This is a genomic window from Ensifer sp. (assembly GCF_035999135.1).
In the GTDB taxonomy this organism is placed as follows: Bacteria; Pseudomonadota; Alphaproteobacteria; order Rhizobiales; family Rhizobiaceae; genus Ensifer.
The window spans coordinates 1-20522 of the sequence record NZ_DASYGZ010000092.1 but is presented as its reverse complement, the minus strand read 5'-3'; the positions used below and the strand labels follow the sequence as shown (position 1 = coordinate 20522).

The following is a 20522-nucleotide window of genomic DNA, read 5'->3' as shown; positions in this document are numbered from 1 at the left end:
GGAGGCGGGGCTCGCCCCGCCGTCCTGCTCCATGCTGGCGTAACGCCTTGCGACGCGCTACATGTGAGCGCGAAAGCGAGACACGGATGACCCTCAACAACGAAGAAGACCTGCTGCGGCTGAAGGAAATCGGCCGCATCTGCGCCAACGCGCTGCAGGCGATGGGCGAGGCGCTGGAGCCCGGCATCACCACGGCTGAACTGGACGCGATCGGCCGCAAGGTCCTGGAAGCGTCAGGCGCCCGCTCGGCGCCCGAACTCTGCTACAATTTTCCCGGCGCCACCTGCATCAGCGTCAACGAGGAAATTGCCCACGGCATTCCCGGCGGCCGGGTGATCAAGGCGGGCGATCTCGTCAACATCGACGTGTCGGCGGAAAAGGACGGCATTTTCGCCGATACCGGCGCCTCGTTCCCGGTGCCGCCGGTCACCGCCGCGATCGACCGGCTTTGCCGCGACGGCCGGCGGGCGATGTGGGTCGGCCTCAAGCAGGTTCGCCCTGACCAGCCGCTGGCGGCGATCGGCAACGCGATCGGCGACTTTGCCCGCAAGAACCGCTATTCGCTCGTCACCAATCTCGCCAGCCACGGCATCGGCCGCTCGCTGCACGAAGAGCCGACCGAGATCGCCACCTGGCCCGATCCCAAAGAGCGCCGCCGGATGACCGACGGCATGGTCTTTACCGTCGAGCCCTTCCTGTCGATGGGCGCGCAATGGGCCGAAGGCGGCAACGACGACTGGACGCTCTACAGCGACCCGCGCGCGCCGACGGTGCAGTACGAACACACTGTGGTCGTCACCCGCGGCGGACCGCTGGTGGTGACGCTGCCGGGCTAAAGCAACGCCAGGAAAAGTGCGAAGCGGTTTTCCGTCAGGCGTAGCGGGAAGCAAAGCAACGCCAGGAAAGTGCGAAGCGGTTTTCCGTCCGGCGTTGCAGGCTTGCCTCTAACCTGTTGAAACCGCCGATCGTTCGATTTTCTCAATAGGTCCTTCAATTATTGTCGTTTGTGATCTTTCGTGTTGCGGCGCAATAAAGTGGCATGACCACGCTCGACAGACCGCTTCAGACGAACATTGCTGCTACCGCAACTGCCGGCGCCATCGCCATGGCCGTCGCCATGGGCTTCGGCCGGTTCTCCTATACGCCGATCCTGCCGGCGATGATGGCCGATCTTAACATCTCCCCCGGTGACGCCGGCCTCATCGCCTCGGCCAACTTCGTCGGCTATCTCGCCGGCGCGATCCTTGCGGCCTACGGCTGGGCGCATGGGCATGAGCGACGGATCGGCCTTGCGGCGCTGGCTGCGACTACCGTGCTCTTGGCTGCCATGGGGCTCTCGTCTTCCGTCTTCGTGCTTGCGCTCATCCGGTTTCTGGCGGGACTTGCCAGCGCCTTTGCGATGATCTTCATCTCCGGCATCGTGCTTGGCCACGGTCTGCTGGCCCGCTCGGAACATGTGCCGGCCATGCACTTTGGCGGCGTCGGTCTCGGTATCGCCTTTTCATCGCTCTCCGTCTGGGCAAACCCGCTTGCGGGTCATGCAGGACTTTCCAGCTCTCAAGGCGACTGGTTTACCGGTGCGCTGGTCGGGCTGATCGGGACCATCCTTGTTGCCGCACTGCTGCCGGGCGCTCCTTCGACGGGGGCTGGCGCTGTCAAGGAGAAGCCGCTTCGCTGGACGCGGCCGTTCGTGGTGGTAACGCTGACCTACGCGCTTTTCGGCTTCGGCTATGTCATCACCGCGACCTTCCTCGTTGCGATGGCCCGCGATGGGAGCGGCGGCCACAGCATCGAGTTTCTCGCCTGGCTGCTGACCGGGTTGGCCGCTGCCGTCTCCGTCTATCTCTGGCGCCTGGCCGTGCCGCGTTTCGGCCTGGCTGGGGTCTATGCGATCGGGCTCCTGCTTGAAGCGATCGGGCTGGTGCTGACGGTCAGCCTGCCCTTGCCCTATGCGCCGCTTGCCGGCGGCCTGATGCTGGGCGCCACCTTCATGATGATCACCGCCTACGGCCTGCAGATCGGCCGGCAGTTGGCGCCGGAAAGCCCGCGCAAAGCGCTGGCGCTGATGACCGCCGCCTTCGGCATCGGCCAGATTATCGGGCCGCTGGTCGCCGGCCGGCTTGCGGAGCGCACGGGCAGCTTCGCTGCGCCGACGCTGATCGCAGCAGCGGTGCTCTTCCTTTGCGGCGGCATTATCGTTGTCGAACTCAAGCGGATTACGGCGGCGTTGAAAGGGTGAGGTCGGGCGGAAAATGCCATGGCTGGCACAAGCGCTCGCCCGAATGAAATAACAGTAACGTTTACATTACCCGATTGTTGGCGACGGCGGTTTGCCCTAGTTTCGGCGCTTCGGGAGGCGAGTTGTTCGTCTCCGCCGAAACGAGAGTGCCGCACTTGTTCCTATCCTTCTTTCCGAAGCCCAAGCTGTTCTTCATATCCTTTGTCGTTTGGTCGTTGATTGCCGTTGCCGCTTGGTATGGCGGGGGCGAACAACTGGGCGCCGTCTTCGGAATGCCGCCTCTGGCGGCAGATGCGCCGCCGATCACGGGTATCTCGGCCTTCTGGTCGCCCGCCTTCATCTGGTTCTACCTCTACTTCGCGCTTGTCGTCGCCCTGTTTGCCGCTTTCTGGTATGTCTACTCGCCGCACCGCTGGCAGAACTGGTCGATCCTCGGCTCCGCCCTCATTCTTTTCGTCACCTATTTTCAGGTGCAGGTCAGCGTCGCGATCAACAACTGGTACGGGCCGTTCTGGGATCTGATTCAGGCGATCGTCTCGAAGACGAAGGTGGTGACAGCGGCGGAGTTCTACAGCGAAATCGGTGTCTTTCTCGGGATCGCCATGGTCGCGGTCGCGGTTGCGGTCATCACGCGGTTTTTCGTCAGCCACTACATCTTCCGTTGGCGCACCGCGATGAACGAATACTACATGGCCAACTGGGGCAAGCTGCGCCACATCGAAGGCGCATCGCAGCGCGTGCAGGAAGATACGATGCGCTTTTCCACGACCGTGGAAGGCCTTGGCGTCAGCCTGATCGACAGCGTGATGACGCTGATCGCGTTCACGCCGGTGTTGATCAAACTTGAGGCCCACGTGAGCGAACTGCCGATCGTCGGCGTCATCCCCTATCCGCTCGTGACGGCCGCCATTCTCTGGTCGCTGTTCGGCACCGTGTTCCTGGCGGTCGTCGGCATCAAGCTGCCGGGCCTCGAATTCCGCAACCAGCGTGTCGAAGCAGCCTACCGCAAGGAACTGGTCTATGGTGAGGATCATGCCGATCGCGCCCAGCCGCCGACGGTCGCCGATCTCTTTGCAAACGTTCGCCGCAACTATTTCAGGCTGTACTTCCACTACCTGTATTTCAACATCGCGCGGATTTTCTACCTGCAGATCAACGGCATCTTTTCGCTGCTGATCCTGGCGCCGTCGATCATCGCCGGCAAGATCACGCTCGGTGCGTTGAACCAGATCTCGAACGCCTTCGGCCAGGTGACGTCATCGTTCCAGTACCTGGTTTCGTCCTGGCCGACCATCGTCGAGCTGCTGTCGATCTACAAGCGTCTGCGCGCCTTTGAAGCAGCCATCGACGATGAGCCATTGCCGCACATCGACCAGAAGTTCATCGCCGTCGGTGGCGATGAAGAGCTCGCCTGAGCCGGATCGACAGGAATGTAAATCAGAAGGCGGTTCGACCCGCCTTCTTTTTTGCCTGCTCGATCAGGGGCAGGGCCTGGGCGTAGCTGACGCAGGCGACGTCCGGCTTGCCGCAGACCTCGCTCAAGAGCCGATCGAGCGCGCGCCAGTAGGCGCCGCCGTTCATCTCGACGAAATGGAATCCCAGCTGCAACGGGATGCGGTCGCCGGAATATTCGCGGTCGAACGCCTTGCGGTAGGCCTCGTAGGTGCGCGCCTCGAAACGGGCACTGTCCTTCTTGTTTTCGACGCCCATCGAATGACGCACGAAGAGATTGTAGTCCATGCCAATGACCGGGCGCTGCGACGGGCCCTCGGGGATCAGCGGCAGGCCGAAGCGCGGCATCCCGTCCTTGGTGGTCGGCCAGCCAGGCCCCTTGGTCACGAGGCTCGCATCATAGGTGAAGCTGTCCGCCTTCAAGGCCGGCAGCAGCCCGTCGCTTAAGGACAGATAGGGTGCGCGGAAGCCCTTGATGCCGGTTCTTGCAAACTCCGCCCAGCCCGCAGGCTCGGCCTCGGGCTTGCCCGCCTTCTTCCAGGCATCGGCCAGTGCCGTATTGAAGGTCGCAAACTCGCTCTGCCAGTCGGCCTTGCTCCAGCCCTTGCCGTCGAAATGGCCGCAGGCGTGGCTGGCGATGTCGTGGCCATCGAGATGGGCCTGCCAGATATGGCCGGCGCGCGCGGCGATCTCCTCCCGGCTCTGGGCGAAGCCGACATTGGAGCGGCCCGGTTTCTGGCCCGGCGGATGGTAGATCTGCTTGCCGTCCGCCCGCGTCATCAGAAAGGTGCAGGAGAGGAAGTAGGTGAAGTGCGCGCCAGTGCGCTTGGCCATCGCCAGGCTCTTTTCCCAGAGCGCATTGTCGTGGGCGCCGTCGAAGGAGACGATCACCAGCTGCCGGTCGCCCGCCGGTGCCGTTGCCGGCGTTGACGGTTCGGCCAAGGCGAGGGCTGGACACAGGGCGAGCGAGATGGCGAGGGGAATACGGATCATGATCAACTGCAATGTTTGGTTTTGTCGCAAATGGTTCGAAAATACGGCAATCCTTTGATCGGTCTGGAAAAAAGCCGCCGGCAAGGCTACTGCATAGTTCGCTTGCGCCGGATTCGCGCGCATGAACGAATTGTATAGCAGATCAGCAGACGACAGTGCCGATTGTTGGTCGAGGCCGGCAGTCGGCGCTTGATGGCAGCGGTATCTCCAACAAAAGCGGTGACCCATGGCAATTCTCGTTCTCGGCATCATCCTCTTCCTCGGCCTTCATCTCGTCCGCGTTGTCGCGCCGGGCCTGCGCGCAGGCGTCATCGAGCGCAACGGCAAGGGCACCTGGATGGCGATCTATTCCATCCTCAGCCTCATCGGCCTCTGTCTGATCATCTACGGCTTCGGCCAGTCCCGCAGCGAGACCGGCATCCTCTATGATCCACCGGTGTTCCTGCGCCACATCGCGCTGCTCCTGATGCTGTTCGCCTTCATTTTGCTGGCGGCCGGGTTTCTGCCCGCCGGACGCATTGCGGTCGCGGTCAAGCATCCGCAGGTGCTGTCGATCAAGGTCTGGGCGCTGGCGCATCTGCTGGCCAATGGGGAAACGTCTTCCGTCCTGCTGTTCGGCTCGTTTCTCGCCTGGGCGGTGATCCTGCGCATCTCGCTCAAGCGCCGCGAGCGGGCCGGCGAGCGCGTGCTGCCGGTGTTCAAATCGGCGACGAACGATGTGCTCGCCGTCGTCATCGGCCTTGTCGCCTACGGGCTGTTCGTCTGGAAGCTGCACGAATGGTTGATCGGCGTCGCACCGGTGGTGATGGGCTAATTCACGTCAGCCCCCTTACAAGCGCCGCAAAATCGGGTAGAAGGCGCAAAATCCATGAGTGTGCAGCGTGTGCGCAAGAACGCGATGCATAGGCTCGAACAGTTTGGGAGCGTGCGCTCGTCCCGATCCTTGAAAGAAGCGATCGGACCAGCGAACCAGTGTGCAGGCAAGGCCGGGGCAATCGATGGCGAACCAAGACGACAGCTTTATCCGCGAGGTCAACGAGGAACTGCGTTCCGACCAGATGAAGAGCATCTGGACCCGTTTCGGCGGTGTCATCGTTGCGATCGCCGTCATGATCGTCCTCGGCACCATTGGCAAGGTCGGTTACGACTACTGGCAGGACAGCGCTTCCTCGAAGTCCGGCGACGCCTTCCTGCAGGCGCTGAACCTCGCCAAGGAAAACAAGTCTGACGAGGCGCTGGCTGCCTTGAACGGTCTTGAGAAGGAAGGCTACGGCGCCTATCCGGTGCTTGCGCGCTTGCGCGCCGCCACGCTCCAGGCCCAGAAGGGTGAGACGGACGCAGCCGTCAAGGCATTCTCTGACATCGGCAAGGATGCCGGCGTTCCCGAAGCGATCCGCGACGCGGCCCGCCTGCGCGCCGCCTATCTGCTGGTCGATGGCGGCAGCTACGAGCAGGTCTCGGCCGAGGTCGAGCAGTTGACGACGCCGCAGAACAACATGCGCCATTCGGCCCGCGAAGTGCTCGGCCTGGCGGCATACAAGGCCGGCGACTATGCCAAGGCAAAGACCTGGTTCCAGCAGATCGTCGACGATGCGCAGACCCCGCGCAACGTTACCGGTCGCGCGCAGATGCTGCTCGACGTGATCGCCGCCAGCGGCAAGGCGTAAGTTTCCGCCCGTCCTTGAAGGGGATGGGCAACCGGGTACATGACCCGTAATAATCAGCGCACAATCCCAGGACCGGTCCCGGTCTTGGGGTTGTGCGCTAAAGCATTTAAAGCAGTTCCGGTTTTGCATCTGGAACTGCGAAAAGCAGACAAGCAGTTCCAGCAAAAGTGCGTGAGCGGTTTGCGTGCGGAACTGTTTCGACAATCGGAACAGTCCTCTTGGGACTATCGCTGCCGGATGCAGCGAAAAAACAAAGATTTGAGCGCAGTTGTAGGCAGCAGCGCTCCAAGCGGAAACGGAACAGATCCATGAGCTTCACCGTCGCCATCGTCGGGCGTCCTAATGTCGGCAAGTCCACCTTGTTCAACCGTCTGGTCGGCAAGAAGCTGGCGCTCGTCGACGATACGCCGGGCGTCACCCGTGACCGGCGGCCTGGGGACGCCAAGCTGATCGACCTGCGCTTCCGGATCATCGATACGGCCGGCCTCGAGCAATCGGCCCCCGACACGCTGCAGGGCCGCATGTGGGCGCAGACCGAGGCTGCGATCGATGAGGCAGATCTTTCGCTGTTCCTGGTCGACGCCAAGGGCGGCCTGACGCCGGCCGACGAGACGCTTGCCGAAATGCTGCGCCGTCGCGGCAAGCCGGTGGTGCTGGTTGCCAACAAGTCCGAAGCGCGCGGTTCCGACGGCGGCTTCTACGACGCCTTCACGCTCGGCCTTGGCGAGCCTTGCCCGATCTCGGCCGAGCACGGTCAGGGCATGCTCGACCTGCGCGACGCGATCGTCGCTGCGATCGGCGAGGAACGGGCCTATCCGGCGGAAGACGACGTGGCCGAGACCGATATCGATCTGCGCCCGACGTTCAAGGACGACGGTGAAGACGAAGCGGAAGAGGCCGTCTATGACGAGACCAAGCCGCTGCGCGTCGCGATCGTCGGCCGGCCGAACGCCGGCAAGTCGACGCTGATCAACCGCTTCCTCGGCGAGGACCGGCTGTTGACCGGCCCGGAAGCCGGCATCACCCGCGATTCCATTTCGGTCGAGTGGGACTGGCGCGGCCGCACCATCAAGATGTTCGACACCGCCGGCATGCGCCGCAAGGCCAAGGTGCAGGAGAAACTCGAAAAGCTCTCGGTCGCCGATGCGCTGCGCGCCATCCGCTTTGCCGAGACGGTCGTCATCGTCTTTGACGCGACCATTCCCTTCGAGAAGCAGGACCTGCAGATCGTCGACCTCGTCCTGCGCGAGGGTAGGGCGGCCGTGCTCGCCTTCAACAAGTGGGATCTGGTCGAGGACTGGCAGACGGTGCTGGCCGACCTTCGTGAAAAGACGGAGCGGCTCCTGCCGCAGGCGCGCGGCATCCGCGCCGTGCCGATCTCCGGCCACACCGGCTATGGTCTCGACCGGCTGATGCAGGCGATCATCGAAACCGACAAGACCTGGAACCGCCGTATCTCGACGGCGCGGCTCAATCGCTGGCTGGAATCGCAGACGATCCAGCATCCGCCACCGGCCGTTTCCGGCCGCCGCCTGAAGCTGAAGTACATGACCCAGGTGAAAGCCCGTCCGCCGGGCTTCATGATCTCCTGCACGCGTCCAGACGCGCTGCCGGAATCCTATATCCGCTACCTGATCAACGGCCTGCGCAACGATTTCGACCTGCCGGGCGTGCCGATCCGCATGCATTTCCGCTCGGGCGACAACCCGTATGAGTCCAAGGCGAAGAAGCGCCGCTAGGCGCTTCCTTTCTCAGGTCAGGCCGCAGGCAGCTTTTCCTTGGCCACAAGCGCACCATGGTGCCCGATAACGCCGGCGGCGACGCTGGCGGCAAAGGCGGCCGCTTGTGCGGGCTTGTCGCCGGCAACGAGGCGGGCGACGAAGGCGCCGTTGAAGCTGTCGCCGGCGCTGGTGGTGTCGACGACGCGCTCGACCCTCGTCGCCGGTACATGCTCGACCGGCGCATCGCCGAAGGCGAGGGTAATACCCTTCTCGCCATCCTTCACGACGACGTTGGCCGCGCCGAGGCCCTTGTAGCGCGCGATCGTCGCCTCGATCGAGGCGTCGGCGAAATGCGTGGCCTCGTCGTCGAAGCTCGGCATGACGAGGCTCGCGGCGCGGGCGCCATCGGTCAGCGTCCGGCGCATGCGTTCGGCGCCGTCCCAAAGGCGCGGACGGATGTTGGGGTCGAACACCACCAGCTTGCCGGCGGCCTTGGCGCGGCGCAGTTCCGACAGCAGGGTTTCAACCGCATCGGGGGCAAGGATCGCCAGCGTGATGCCGGAATAGAGGATCAGGTCGGCGCCTTCGATAGCACGTCTCAGATGATCGGCATCGTCGGCCAGCAGTTTTGCCGCCGAGTGTGAGCGCCAGTAGGAAAAGCTGCGCTCGCCATCCTTCAGGTGGATCATGTAGAGCCCGACAGAGCGGCTCTCGATCCGGCGAACGGCCGATGTATCGATCGTTTTTTCGCCCATGAAGGAAAGCATCTCGTCGGAGACCGTATCGGTGCCGACGGCGGAGCAATAGCCGACCGTCCAGTCCGAGGGCATGAAGAGGCGGGCGTAATAGGCGGCATTGAAGGTGTCGCCGGCATAGCCCTTGCGCAACAGCCCGCCTTCCGCCTGCATGAGCTCGACCATGCACTCCCCGATCGCAAGCATCTTACCGGCCACGTCTTTCCTCCTCACGAAATTTCGCCAGAGACGGGATAAGGGGCCGGGCCGTTCTCGGCAAGAGATTGTTTCCACCAGGGCCGATGCGCGCACAGGACGGCGTTTACTGATCGGTCGGGCAAGGCTACATCTTCTGTCTGAAGGATCGTCTTTGAGGGGGCATTCATGGCGTCTCTGCAGGTTTCGGACAAGGACTGGTGGCGCGGCGCGGTGATCTACCAGGTCTATCCGCGATCCTTCCAGGATACCGACGACGACGGTATCGGCGATCTCAAGGGGGTCACACGCAGACTGGCGCATATCGCCTCGCTCGGCGTCGACGCGATCTGGCTGTCTCCGTTCTTCACCTCGCCGCAGGCCGACATGGGCTACGACGTGTCCGACTATTGCGATGTCGATCCGATGTTCGGCACGCTTTCGGATTTCGACGAGATGCTGGCGGAAGCCCATCGCCTCGGGCTGAGGGTGATCATCGACCAGGTGATCTCGCACACCTCCGACCGGCACCCCTGGTTTGTCGAAAGCCGCTCGAGCCGTACGAATGGCAAGGCGGATTGGTACGTCTGGGCGGATCCGAAGCCGGATGGCACGGCACCCAACAACTGGCTGTCGATCTTCGGCGGACCGGCCTGGGAATGGGACGGAGTGCGCAAGCAATATTACATGCACAATTTCCTCGGCTCCCAGCCGGACCTCAACTTCCACAATCCCGATGTGCAGGACGCGGTGCTCGATGCTGCCCGCTTCTGGCTCGACCGCGGCGTCGACGGCTTTCGCCTCGACACGGTGAACTTCTATTTCCACGACAAGCACCTGCGCGACAACCCGCCGCTCGTCCCTGATCCCGACGCCACCAGCAACGACGCGCCCGACGTCAACCCCTACGGCATGCAGGACCATCTTCACGACAAGAGCCAGCCGGAGAACGTCGGCTTCCTCAAGCGCTTCCGGGCGCTGCTTGACCGTTACGACGGCCGCATGACCGTTGGCGAGGTGGGCGATGGCGCCCGCTCGCTGAAGACCGTGGCCGCCTATACGGGCGGCGGCGACAAGCTCAACATGTGCTACACCTTCGACCTGCTTGGCCCGGACTTTACCGCGGCCCACATTCGCCGCTGCGTCGAGAATTTCCAGAAGGCCGTCACCGACGGTTGGGTCTGCTGGGCCTTTTCCAACCACGACGTGACGCGGCATGTCAGCCGCTTTGCTGAGGGCGAGGCCGAGCGCGATCAGGTGGCGCGGCTGGCAATCACGCTGCTTGCGAGCCTGCGCGGCTCGATCTGCCTTTACCAGGGCGAGGAGCTTGGCCTGCCGGAGGCGGAGCTCGCCTTTGAAGATCTGCGCGACCCCTACGGCATCCGCTTCTGGCCCTCCTACAAGGGGCGCGACGGATGCCGCACACCGATGGTCTGGGAAGAAAAGGCGGCCAATGCCGGCTTTACTGGCGGCAAGCCGTGGCTCCCGGTTCCGGCCGAACAGCGGCGCCTGGCGGTCGATAGCCAGGAGAGAGCCGGCACGCTGCTCGACCACTACCGGGCAACGCTTGCCTTCCGCAAGGCGCATCCGGCCTTGCGCGATGGCACGCTGCGCTTCCTCGATACGAACAGCGACCTTCTCGCCTTCGTTCGCGAAAAGGACGGCGAAAGGCTGCTCTTCGTCTTCAACCTCACGCGTGAACCGCTCGAGTTCCTGGCGCCGGCCGCCTCGGTACAACCCCTGGATTTGCCCGGATATCCGGCGCGCCTCGAAGCCGGTAGCATCAAGGTCGCGGGACTGTCGGTCTTTTCTGGGAAACTCTGATGCGCGTCTTGCTGATGGATGACGAAACGATCGGCCGCTGGGTCGAGATGCGGCTGGCGCTCTGGCCGGATACACCGGAAGCAGAGCACCGCGCGGAAGTCGAATCCGCGCTTGCCGAAAGCGATCGCTATGCCTCGTTCCTGTGCGAGGACGAGGCCGGCGTTGCTGCCGGCTTTGCCGAGGCGTCGATCCGTCGCGACTATGTCAACGGCTGCGAAACGTCGCCGGTGGCTTTCCTCGAGGGCATTTATGTCCTGCCCGCCTACAGGCGACGTGGGGTGGCGCGGGCGTTGATCATCGCGGTCGAGCGCTGGGCGACGAGCCAGGGATGCCTGGAACTCGCCTCGGACACGGCGACCGACAATCTGAGAAGCCAGAGCCTGCACATGGCGCTTGGCTTCGAAGAAACCGAGCGCGTCGTCTATTTCCGCAAGGAGCTGTCGCCGGGCGCGCCGGTCAATTGAGCGTCCGTCGTCTCCAGCGTCACGCTGCCTCCGGCATTTGCGATCGGCGCCGATAGGACGCACGCAGGGCGTGGGTGAGGATCGCGACGATGCCCCAAAGCCGTATGTAGGAAAACACGAGGACGAGCGCTACATAGGCCAGATACCTGGCGCGGCCGACCTCGGGACGGTCGAATATCGGCGCGAGTATACCTGCAATCCGCCCTTGAACGAACGTTGCGACCACCAGGAGCGCGGAGATGAAAAGCAGGGCCCACAGCAGATGGCGCCAGTGACGCCCGATCTCTTTGAAGACGCTGATGAAGCGGGGCTCGCGGTCCTGTCCCTTCTCGACGACAAACATGAAAGCGATCGTCGAAATGGCCGCAACCCATAGCTGAAGCAGGCCCTGCCGCCAGGGGAAGGCGATGCCGTCGAAGCCGAACCAGAGCTGGGCCGCCAAGAACTTGTCGACGCCCGCAAAATTCGCGCCGCCGACAGCGAGCAGGAACAACAGCAGGAATCGCCAGATCACGCGCCAGCCGAAAACGAGCTGCTCGTGAAAACTCAGTCGCGCGAGCGACGTCGAGCCTTTGGCCAGTTCGATCATTTTCTGGCTGGCAAGAAGAAATGCGAGCAGCACCGCGAACTGGACGAGCACCATCCCGAGCAGGGCGAGGCCGCCGGGCATCACCCTTGCGTAGCTGCGCAGGACGGTTGCCAGCAGCAGCCACGGAACAGTCTGCAAAAGCAAGTAGGGCCCGAAAGTCGGCCAAGCGCGGTACCCTCGGGTCGTTCGACTGGATGCAGATGCTGTTCCTGTAGCTTCCATGGCTTTGTTTTGCCTGAAAAGCGCAAAAAGCCGCTTAGCGCACTCCTTAAAATCCAGCGCATCTGCGTGTATTCGAGTTTTGGTTGTGTCTCAGCCGATCAGCATGAACTTGTCGACATCGACCAGACCGCGGTCGGAGATCTTCAGGTGCGGGATGACCGGCAGCGGCAGGAAGGCGAGCTGGAGGAACGGCTCTTCCAGCGTCGCGCCGAGCGCAAACGCGGCCTGACGCAGGTGGTGCAGCGTGTCGCGCACGCTCTCGTAGGGCTCGAGGCTCATCAGGCCTGCAACCGGCAGCGCGATCTCGCCGGTCACCTTGCCGTCCTCCACGACGACGAAGCCACCCTTGATCTCGCCGAGGCGGTTGGCGGCGATCGCCATGTCTTCGTCGCTGACGCCGACGACGCAGATGTTGTGGCTGTCATGGCCGACGGTCGAGGCGATCGCGCCCTTCTTCAGTCCAAACCCTTGAACGAAGCCGTTGGCGTGATTGCCGTTGACGCCGTGCCGCTCGATCACCGCGACCTTGATGATGTCACGGCCGAGATCGACACCGGTCTGGTTGCCGACGGCGGGCAGTCGGTAGCGGCGGTGTTCGGTGATGATCTTGCCGGGCAGCACGCCGATGACGGAGCTATCGCCATCGGTGACGGGAATGCCGAAGGCGCTGGTGTGCACATGGCCGGCCTTGACGCTGTCGAGCCCGACGGGGGCGACAGGCTTGCGGGTGGCAAACAACTGATCGGTCACGCGGCGGCCGCCGGAAAACACCATCTCGGCCTTGCAGCTTTCCAGGCTGTCGACCACCACCAGATCGGCGCGCCAGCCGGGGGCGACCAGGCCGCGGTCACGCAGGCCGAAGGCGCGAGCAGCCGAGATCGAGGCGGCGCGGTAGATGGCCAGCGGCTCGACGCCGGCTGCGATCGCCGTGCGGATCATGTGGTCGAGGTGTCCCTGCTCGGCGATATCGAGCGGATTGCGATCATCGGTGCAAAGCGCCAGATGCGGCGACAGGCGCTCGGTTATGATCGGCATCAGCGCGTGCAGGTCCTTGGAGACCGAACCCTCGCGCACGAGGATGTGCATGCCCTTGCGGATCTTTTCCATCGCCTCTTCGGCGCTTGTGCATTCGTGGTCGGTGCGGATGCCGGCTGAGAGATAGCCGTTCAGATCCTTGCCCGACAGCAGCGGCGCATGGCCATCGATATGCTCGCCCTGGAAGGCGTCCAGCTTGGCAAGGCACACCGGGTCCTTGTGGATCACACCGGGGAAATTCATGAACTCCGCAAGGCCGATGACCTTCGGATGGTGACGGAAGGGCAGCAGCCTTTCGATCGGCAGGTCGGCGCCTGAGGTTTCGAGATGCGTTGCCGGTACGCAGGAGGACAGTTGGACGCGGATGTCCATGATCGTTTCGAGCGCCGAATCCAGGAAGTACTCGATGCCTTCGGTGCCGAGCACGTTGGCAATCTCGTGCGGGTCGCAGACGACGGTGGTGATGCCGAGCGGCAGCACGCAGCGATCGAATTCATGCGGGGTGACCAGCGAGGATTCGATGTGCAGATGCGTGTCGATGAAGCCGGGCACGACGATGCGGCCGGAAATGTCGATCTCCTCGCGGCCCTCATAGCTGCCGAAGGTACCGACGATGCGGTCGCCTGAGATGGCGATGTCGGAGGCGACGAGTTCGCCAGTGACGAGGTCGAAGAAGCGTCCGCCCGTCAAGACGATGTCGGCGGGCTCGCGTCCGACGCCCTGATCGATGTAGCGTTCCAGCGCTTCGGACATGAGGCAACTCCAGTTTCTGTGTGTGCGCGCGACCGCGGCCTGCTGACGAGCTTGGCCGTGACCGGATTGGTGATGCGGATAAGAGTAACCCTTCCCCCGTCGCCGGGGAAAGGGTCAAGGTTGTTCGGTGCTGTGCCCGTTCAGATGTTGCTGTTGAGAACGGCGCGCAGCTTGCCGAAGAGTTCGTCGATCTCGGCCTTGGAGATGATCAGCGGCGGCGACAGCGCGATGATGTCGCCGGTCGTGCGGATCAGGAGACCGCTCTCATAGGCCTTCAGGAAGGCGGAGAAGGCGCGCTTGGTCGGCTCGCCGGCGATCGGCTGCAGTTCGATCGCGCCGATCAGGCCGAGGTTGCGGATGTCGATGACATGCGGGCAATCCCTCAGCGAATGCAGGCCTTCCTCCCAGTAGGGAGCAAGCTCGGCGGCGCGGGTGAGCAGGCCCTCTTCCTTGTAGGTGTCGAGCGTGCCAAGGGCGGCGGCCGAGGCGATCGGGTTGCCCGAATAGGTGTAGCCGTGGAAGAACTCGATCATGTGCTCCGGGCCGTTCATGAAGGAATCATGGATCTCGGAGGTGACGAACACGGCGCCCATCGGGATGACGCCGTTGGTCAGGCCCTTGGCGGTGGTGATGATGTCCGGCTTGACGTCGAAATACTGCGCGGCAAAGGGCGTGCCGAGGCGGCCGAAGCCGGTGATGACTTCGTCGAAGATCAGCAGGATGCCGTGTTTGGTGCAGATGTCGCGCAGCTTCTTGAGGTAGCCCTTCGGCGGGATCAGCACGCCCGTCGAGCCGGCGACCGGCTCGACGATCACGGCGGCGATGGTCGAGGCGTCATGCAGCGTGACGATGCGCTCGAGCTCGGTGGCAATATCGCCGCCATGCTCGGGCTCGCCGCGGGTAAAGGCGTTCTGGGCCGGCAGATGCGTGTGCGGCATGTGGTCGACGCCGGTCAGAAGCGTGCCGAACATCTTGCGGTTGGAGACGATGCCGCCGACCGAGATGCCGCCGAAATTGACGCCGTGATAGCCGCGTTCGCGGCCGATCAGCCGGAAGCGCGAGCCGTCGCCCTTGGCGCGGTGGTAGGCAAGCGCCACCTTCAGCGCCGTGTCGACCGATTCCGAGCCGGAATTGGTATAGAGAACATGGTTCATGCCCTCGGGCGCGATGTCGACCAGGCGGTTCGCCAGTTCGAAGGCCTTGGGGTGGCCGAGCTGGAAGGCCGGCGCATAGTCGAGTTCGCCCGCCTGCTCGCGGATCGCCTCGGTGATCTTCGGGCGACAATGGCCGGCGTTCACGCACCACAGACCTGCCGTTCCGTCCAGCACCGTACGCCCGTCATGGGTCGTATAGTGCATGTCCTTGGCGCCGACGAACAGGCGCGGCTCTTTCTTGAACTGCCGGTTCGCGGTGAACGGCATCCAGAAGGCGCGCAGGTCGTTGGGCGTATTCAGGCGGTTCGACATTCCGGTTCTCCTCGGTCTCTTCTCTGTCAGGCGGTGCTGCCCGCTTGGATTTTTTACCCTTTGGTCAAACTATCAGGGCGCCGGGTCGCGTCAAGCCTCGGGCCCGTGCGCGAGCGCGGCGGAAAGCGACGAAATTTGGCTGCAGCGGCGGATCTTTTCTCAAGCTTAACCTGTTTGCGGCAACCCTCTGCTGCCATGTACAGCCGGGTCCATGGCGGCCTCCCAAACCCCTGAAGATCCGGCCTGGAAAATGCGGAGTTGGGAACGTGTCGAGGTTCGGGATAGCACACGCGGCGATTGTCGCGCTCTTCCTGCCGGGCCTGGCAATGGGCGCGGAACTCATCACCGATGGCCAGTTCGATACCGGCAAGGACACGTTCTGGGCGAGCGAGGGATTGGCGCTCGAACGGGGCGACGGCCGGCTGTGTGTCGCGGTTCGAGAGGGCGGCGAGGCTTACGCCCAGCTCGTCGGCGTCAACGGATTGCAGCTGCGGCCGGGCCACGTCTACCGCCTGTCGCTGACGGTTTCGGCCGAGCCGGCGCGCGCCGTTTCCGGAAGGGTGCAACGGGCCGCCGACCCCTGGACGGCCGCAAGTGAATTCACCGTCGCGGCGTCCGCAGGCGGCACGCCGTTTTCCATCGAGTTCGAGCCGTTCGAAGCGGACGAGGCCCAGCTCGTGTTTCCGCTCGGCGGCGGCGAGGGCGGTCGCGTTTGCCTCGACAACCTGTCGCTCAAAGAGACCGGCATGCCGTCGCGCGCAGCCAAAAGGGCGTCCGAGGGACCCGCCATTCGCGTCAACCAGCTCGGCTATCTGACCGATGGCCCGAAGCGGGCGACCTTTGTCGCGGACGCGAAACGGCCGATCGACTTCCAGTTGCTCGATTCCAGGAACCGGATGGTCGGCAAAGGCAAGACCCAGCCGCGGGGCTTCGATCCGAGCGCCGGCGTCGAAACCCAGGTCGCCGATTTCTCCGCTTTCGCAACGCCCGGCGAAGGGTACCGGCTGGTGTCGGGCGACTGGGCGAGCGACCGTTTTTCGATCGAGGATGATCTCTACGAGCGGTTGCGGGTCGATGCCCTTTCCTGGTTCTACCCGCAGCGCAGCGGCATTGAAATCGACGGGGCGATTGCCGGACGCGCCTATGCCAGGGCCGCCGGCCACGTCGGGGTTGCGCCGAACCAGGGTGACAAGGCGGTTCCATGCCTGTCGGGCAAACAGGCAGAGACGCTCTATGGTGACTGGTCCTGTGGCTACCAGCTCGATGTGACCGGCGGCTGGTACGATGCCGGCGACCACGGCAAGTATGCGGTTACCGGCGCCCTTTCGGCCGCCCAGCTGCTCGCCGCCTACGAGCGCGGTCTTGCCTATGCCAAGGGGTCGCCGGTGACGCGCGACGGGCTGTCACGCATACCGGAAAACGGCAATGGCCTGCCTGATGTGCTCGATGAAGCGCGCTGGGAGCTGGAATTCCTGCTGCGCATGATGGTGCCGGACGGAGAGCCTCTGGCCGGCATGGTGCACCACAAGGTTCATGACACCGCCTGGACGGCCGCGCCGATGCTGCCTGGCGAGGATCCGCAGCCTCGGGCGCTGCACCGCCCGTCGACGGCGGCAACGCTTGATGTCGCGGCGGTGGCCGCGCAGGGCGCCCGGCTCTTTGCCGACCAGAACCCGACGTTTTCGGCGCGCCTGCTTGCGGCCGCGCGCAAGGCCTGGGTGGCGGCGAACGCCAATCCGGCCCTTTTGGCGCCGAAGTCCGACGGTCTTGCCGGCGGCGGCGACTATGACGACGACAGCATCTCGGATGAGCTGTTCTGGGCTGCAACCGAGCTTTACCTGACGACCGGCAATCGGGAGTATCTGAGAACCCTCAGGGCGTCGCCGCTCTGGAAGGCGGATGTGTTTTCGGCGGGCGGTGCGTTCGATTGGCGCAACGTCGCAGCTTTCGCCCGCCTCCAGCTGGCGCTTTACGGTCAACGTCTGCCTGTGTCCGATCGCGAAATGATCCGCAGTTCGGTGGTTTCGGCCGCGCAGCACCTGCTGTCCGTGCAGCAGGCGGCACCCTTCGGCGTTGTCTATCGGCCGCAGGAGCGGCGCTACGACTGGGGCTCGAACCAGCTGATCCTGCAGAACCTGATCGTGCTGTCGGCCGCGTTCGACCTGTCCGGTGAAAGGGCCTTTCTCGATGGCGCACGCGAGGGCATGGATTACATTCTGGGGCGCAACGCGATGGGGCTTTCCTATGTCACCGGCTATGGCGCCCGTTCGCCGCAGAACCAGCACAGCCGCTGGTATGCCCATCAGCGTGACGCGACGCTTCCGAACCCGCCAGTCGGTTCCCTTGCCGGCGGGCCCAACTCGAGTTTCGTCGATGATATCGCCAAGGCGCAGCTCACCGGCTGCGCGCCGCAGACCTGTTATGTCGATGACATCGAAGCTTACGGGTCGAACGAAATCGCCATCAACTGGAACGCGCCACTCGTCTATGTCGCTTCGTTCCTCGCCGATGCGCGTTAGGAGGTAGCGTGACCGGGATTGCCTTCGTCGGAACCGGCTTCGTCGCCGACTACTACATGACGACGCTTGCCAACCATCCGCAGTTGCGGCTCGTCGGTGTCTTTGACCGCGATGCCGCGCGCCTCGACGCCTTCAGCCGTTACTGGAAGGTTCCATCCTACGCCTCGCTGGAAGAGGCGCTGGCCGATCCGGCGGTGTCGATCGTCGTCAATCTGACCACGCCCGAGAGCCACTATACCGTTAATCGCGCAGCGCTTTCCGCCGGCCGACACGTCTATTGCGAAAAACCACTGGCGATGACGGTGGAGGAGGCGAGCGAACTCGCCGATCTGGCAAAGGCGCGGGGGCTTGTGTTGGCCGGCGCGCCGGCCAATGGCCTGAGCGATGCGCAGGCGCTCTGCGCCCGCCTGCTTTCGGAAGGGGCGATCGGTACCCCACGGCTCGTCTATGCCGAAATGGAGGACGGTCCGGTCTTCAAGGCGAACTGGCGCGCCTGGCGCAGTCGCTCGGGCGCGGCCTGGCCGGGCGTGCACGAGTTCGAGGTCGGCTGCACGCTCGAGCATGCGGGCTATGCCACCAGCTGGCTCGTTTCGCTGTTCGGCCCGGTTGCCGAGGTTAGCGCGGTTTCGGCACTGACCTTTCCCGACAAGGGGCCGGGGACCGAGACCCTGGCGCTCGGGCCGGACTTTTCGGTCGGCTGCCTGGCGTTCCGTTCAGGCGTCACGGCTCGGGTCACCTGCGGACTGGCCGCGCCGCGCGACCGCTCGCTGACGATCATCGGCGACGCGGGCATGATCGTCGTACGCGACCTCTGGGACAATCGCTCGCCCATCCATGTCGAAGCGTTCGGTACAAGGCGGCCGCTCATTCATCGTGGGCTCGACTGGCTGGAATGGAAGCTCGGACGCAAGCTGCCGTTGCGGATCTATCCGGGCGCCAGGGCGCGTTATCCCAAGGCGGAAGCACTGGTTACGCTTCCGGCCTTTCCGTCACAGATCGATTTCGTGCGCGGCATTGCGGCACAGGCCGAGGCGATCGAGCGCGGCGAAGCGCCGTTCTTTTCCGGTGCAACGGCGCGCCATCTGACAGAGGTCGTCCTGGCGCTTAACAGCGGCTGGCGCAATTATCGGCCGCTCGATCTCTAGGCCGTCGGCGGCAGTGCGCGGATCGCCTCGACGATGTCGAGCGCCGCGGCGCTCCGCTCGAGCGGCATCAGCGGATGCTCGCGCCGGCCCTCAAGGATGGCGGCGCTCGCCGCCCCGATCTCAAATTGCAGGCCGTTGCCGGGAAAGGAATGGTCGAAGCGTTTGAGGCCGGGCAGGGGCATGCGTCGGGCGACCTTGAAGAGAGCGTCCGTCAGAGGCTCTCTGGCTTTTGCCTGCAGTAGCCTGCGCGCCGGGCCGCCGGTTGCAAGGAACAGGCGGCTTGCCTTCAGGAAGGGTGCGTCGATCGCCACCGTGCCGCGATCGCCTTCGATGACGAAGCGGTTACGACCGTTGCGGTCGAAGCCGCAGGCAAGAACGGCATCAAATCCGCCATAGGCCAGCCTGATCTCAGCCGAATTGTCCACGCCAGAGGGTGCACGTTTCCAGGTGCCGTCGACCGAAGTCGGTTGCCCGAATAGGTTGAGGCAAAGCGCGATCGGATAGACGCCGAGATCGAGAAGCGAACCGCCGCCGAGCGTCGGATCGAAGAAGCGGCTGCCCGCGTCGAACGGCTTTTCGTAGGCGAGTTCGGCGCTGACATGCCGGATCGCGCCGATCGTTCCATCCCGCAGCATGTCGCGCAGCGCCGACAGGGCCGGAAGGAAACAGGTCCAGAGCGCCTCCATCGCAAAACGGCCGCTCGCAGCCGCAGCCGTCGCAAGCGCGCGCGCATCGGCGGATGTCGCCGTCAGTGGCTTTTCGACCAGCACCGCCTTGCCGGCGGCAAGGAACAGGGCCGCGTGCTCGCGGTGCAGCGCATTGGGGGAGGCGATGTAGACCGCATCGATGTCGTCGGCGCCGGCGAGCGCCTGCAAAGTCGGGTAGCTGCGGACGTTACCGAACCGCTCGGCGAAGGCATCGGCTGTCGCGGCTTTGCGCGATGCCACGGCAACAAGGCTCGCATTGGGGGCGAACCGAAAGTCCGATGCAAAGCTGTTTGCGATTGTGCCGGCTCCGGCAATGCCCCAACGGACCTTGTCACGCATTCTCGTTTGCCCGCTGTTCCCGGCGATCTGTTCGCACGGCATGGTGCCGCGGAAGTCTCAAGTCCCGGTAAACACGCAGCCTTTTGCGTTCTTACCGAGATCCTGAAAAAGAATAAGCCCCGCGCGATTTCTCGTGTGGGGCTGTTCCAGCGGGTCCGCAGGCGCGGACTTAAGATCAGGCCGACTTGCGGACCGGAGTCTTTTCTGCGGTATTCTCGTCGCCGTAGATCTGGGAAAGCGTGCCCAGGATCCGCATGACCGCGTCCGATGAGCTCGAATAATAAATCGTCTGCGCATCGCGACGCGTGCTGACCAGGTTCTGGGCACGGAGCTTGGAAAGATGCTGGGAGAGAGCCGACTGGCTCAGCCCAACCTTGTTGGCCAATGCGCCGACTGCCATCTCTTCCTTGACAAGGGAATCGAGGATGAGGAGGCGCTTAGGATTTGCCATGGCCGAG

Annotated in this window: 17 protein-coding genes; 10 read left to right on the top strand and 7 right to left on the bottom strand. The window is 63.9% G+C overall.

What is annotated here, in order from left to right:
- The first annotated feature begins 86 nt into the window (after positions 1 to 86).
- The 3 genes from map to sbmA all read left to right on the top strand — a co-directional run bounded on the left by map (position 87) and on the right by sbmA (position 3654).
- Positions 87 to 836 (top strand): type I methionyl aminopeptidase, encoded by a 750-nt coding sequence (gene map / locus VGO12_RS10995; protein WP_327512787.1) that lies wholly within the window; start codon positions 87 to 89, stop codon positions 834 to 836.
- 203 nt (positions 837 to 1039) lie between these two features.
- Positions 1040 to 2239 carry an MFS transporter gene (locus VGO12_RS10990; protein WP_327512786.1) on the top strand — a complete coding sequence of 400 codons (1200 nt, stop codon included), beginning with the start codon at positions 1040 to 1042 and terminating at the stop codon, positions 2237 to 2239.
- A gap of 155 nt (positions 2240 to 2394) precedes the next feature.
- Entirely contained in the window at positions 2395 to 3654 is a 1260-nt protein-coding gene (sbmA, locus tag VGO12_RS10985) for a peptide antibiotic transporter SbmA (RefSeq protein WP_327512785.1), read from the top strand.
- 22 nt (positions 3655 to 3676) lie between these two features.
- On the opposite strand, the gene VGO12_RS10980 is transcribed toward sbmA, so the two are convergent.
- Positions 3677 to 4684 (bottom strand): polysaccharide deacetylase, encoded by a 1008-nt coding sequence (locus tag VGO12_RS10980; protein ID WP_327512783.1) that lies wholly within the window; start codon positions 4682 to 4684, stop codon positions 3677 to 3679.
- Between the two features lie 226 nt (positions 4685 to 4910).
- Here VGO12_RS10980 and VGO12_RS10975 point away from each other — a divergent pair, with 226 nt between their 5' ends.
- The 3 genes from VGO12_RS10975 (at position 4911) to der (ending at position 8090) form a co-directional block, all read left to right on the top strand.
- Complete coding sequence (locus VGO12_RS10975; protein WP_327512782.1) at positions 4911 to 5498, top strand: NnrU family protein; 588 nt, start codon at positions 4911 to 4913, stop codon at positions 5496 to 5498.
- 184 nt (positions 5499 to 5682) lie between these two features.
- A complete protein-coding gene (locus tag VGO12_RS10970; protein ID WP_327512781.1) occupies positions 5683 to 6351 on the top strand; it encodes a tetratricopeptide repeat protein in 669 nt (222 codons plus the stop codon).
- 308 nt (positions 6352 to 6659) lie between these two features.
- Positions 6660 to 8090 carry a ribosome biogenesis GTPase Der gene (gene der, locus VGO12_RS10965; RefSeq protein WP_327512780.1) on the top strand — a complete coding sequence of 477 codons (1431 nt, stop codon included), beginning with the start codon at positions 6660 to 6662 and terminating at the stop codon, positions 8088 to 8090.
- A 17-nt stretch (positions 8091 to 8107) separates the two neighbouring features.
- On the opposite strand, the gene VGO12_RS10960 is transcribed toward der, so the two are convergent.
- Positions 8108 to 9025 carry a sugar kinase gene (locus tag VGO12_RS10960; RefSeq protein ID WP_327512779.1) on the bottom strand — a complete coding sequence of 306 codons (918 nt, stop codon included), beginning with the start codon at positions 9023 to 9025 and terminating at the stop codon, positions 8108 to 8110.
- Positions 9026 to 9190: 165 nt separating this feature from the next.
- On the opposite strand from VGO12_RS10960, the gene VGO12_RS10955 reads away from it, so the two are divergent.
- Entirely contained in the window at positions 9191 to 10825 is a 1635-nt protein-coding gene (locus VGO12_RS10955) for an alpha-glucosidase family protein (RefSeq protein ID WP_327512778.1), read from the top strand.
- Positions 10825 to 11289 carry an aminoglycoside 6'-N-acetyltransferase gene (gene aac(6'), locus VGO12_RS10950; protein ID WP_327512777.1) on the top strand — a complete coding sequence of 155 codons (465 nt, stop codon included), beginning with the start codon at positions 10825 to 10827 and terminating at the stop codon, positions 11287 to 11289. The genes VGO12_RS10955 and aac(6') overlap by 1 nt, the downstream gene beginning before the upstream one ends.
- A 19-nt stretch (positions 11290 to 11308) precedes the next feature.
- Here the strand turns inward: aac(6') and VGO12_RS10945 are convergent, their stop codons facing one another.
- The 3 genes from VGO12_RS10945 to VGO12_RS10935 form a co-directional block, all read right to left on the bottom strand.
- Positions 11309 to 11959, bottom strand: a complete 651-nt coding sequence (locus tag VGO12_RS10945; protein WP_327512776.1) for a hypothetical protein — start codon at positions 11957 to 11959, stop codon at positions 11309 to 11311.
- A 231-nt stretch (positions 11960 to 12190) separates the two neighbouring features.
- Complete coding sequence (gene ade, locus VGO12_RS10940; RefSeq protein WP_327512775.1) at positions 12191 to 13888, bottom strand: adenine deaminase; 1698 nt, start codon at positions 13886 to 13888, stop codon at positions 12191 to 12193.
- A gap of 140 nt (positions 13889 to 14028) precedes the next feature.
- Positions 14029 to 15354, bottom strand: coding sequence for an aspartate aminotransferase family protein (locus VGO12_RS10935; RefSeq protein ID WP_327512774.1), 1326 nt, complete (start codon positions 15352 to 15354; stop codon positions 14029 to 14031).
- 266 nt (positions 15355 to 15620) lie between these two features.
- On the opposite strand from VGO12_RS10935, the gene VGO12_RS10930 reads away from it, so the two are divergent.
- Together VGO12_RS10930 and VGO12_RS10925 are read left to right on the top strand one after the other, a co-directional pair.
- Positions 15621 to 17873, top strand: coding sequence for a glycoside hydrolase family 9 protein (locus VGO12_RS10930; RefSeq protein ID WP_327512773.1), 2253 nt, complete (start codon positions 15621 to 15623; stop codon positions 17871 to 17873).
- Positions 17874 to 17881: 8 nt separating this feature from the next.
- Positions 17882 to 19018, top strand: coding sequence for a Gfo/Idh/MocA family oxidoreductase (locus VGO12_RS10925; protein WP_327512772.1), 1137 nt, complete (start codon positions 17882 to 17884; stop codon positions 19016 to 19018).
- On the opposite strand, the gene VGO12_RS10920 is transcribed toward VGO12_RS10925, so the two are convergent.
- Together VGO12_RS10920 and VGO12_RS10915 are read right to left on the bottom strand one after the other, a co-directional pair.
- Positions 19015 to 20064 (bottom strand): Gfo/Idh/MocA family oxidoreductase, encoded by a 1050-nt coding sequence (locus VGO12_RS10920; RefSeq protein ID WP_327512771.1) that lies wholly within the window; start codon positions 20062 to 20064, stop codon positions 19015 to 19017. The two genes, VGO12_RS10925 and VGO12_RS10920, sit on opposite strands and share 4 nt — an antisense overlap.
- A gap of 175 nt (positions 20065 to 20239) precedes the next feature.
- Positions 20240 to 20522 (bottom strand): metalloregulator ArsR/SmtB family transcription factor (locus VGO12_RS10915; protein ID WP_327512770.1); only part of this gene is annotated, 283 nt, incomplete at its 5' end.

Coding starts and splice junctions, on each gene's coding strand:
- map (WP_327512787.1), top strand. CDS start 87: ATGACCCTCAACAACGAAGAAGACCTGCTGCGGCTGAAGGAAATCGGC.
- VGO12_RS10990 (WP_327512786.1), top strand. CDS start 1,040: ATGACCACGCTCGACAGACCGCTTCAGACGAACATTGCTGCTACCGCA.
- VGO12_RS10980 (WP_327512783.1), bottom strand. CDS start 4,684: ATGATCCGTATTCCCCTCGCCATCTCGCTCGCCCTGTGTCCAGCCCTC.
- VGO12_RS10975 (WP_327512782.1), top strand. CDS start 4,911: ATGGCAATTCTCGTTCTCGGCATCATCCTCTTCCTCGGCCTTCATCTC.
- VGO12_RS10970 (WP_327512781.1), top strand. CDS start 5,683: ATGGCGAACCAAGACGACAGCTTTATCCGCGAGGTCAACGAGGAACTG.
- der (WP_327512780.1), top strand. CDS start 6,660: ATGAGCTTCACCGTCGCCATCGTCGGGCGTCCTAATGTCGGCAAGTCC.
- VGO12_RS10955 (WP_327512778.1), top strand. CDS start 9,191: ATGGCGTCTCTGCAGGTTTCGGACAAGGACTGGTGGCGCGGCGCGGTG.
- VGO12_RS10945 (WP_327512776.1), bottom strand. CDS start 11,959: ATGCCCGGCGGCCTCGCCCTGCTCGGGATGGTGCTCGTCCAGTTCGCG.
- ade (WP_327512775.1), bottom strand. CDS start 13,888: ATGTCCGAAGCGCTGGAACGCTACATCGATCAGGGCGTCGGACGCGAG.
- VGO12_RS10935 (WP_327512774.1), bottom strand. CDS start 15,354: ATGTCGAACCGCCTGAATACGCCCAACGACCTGCGCGCCTTCTGGATG.
- VGO12_RS10920 (WP_327512771.1), bottom strand. CDS start 20,064: ATGCGTGACAAGGTCCGTTGGGGCATTGCCGGAGCCGGCACAATCGCA.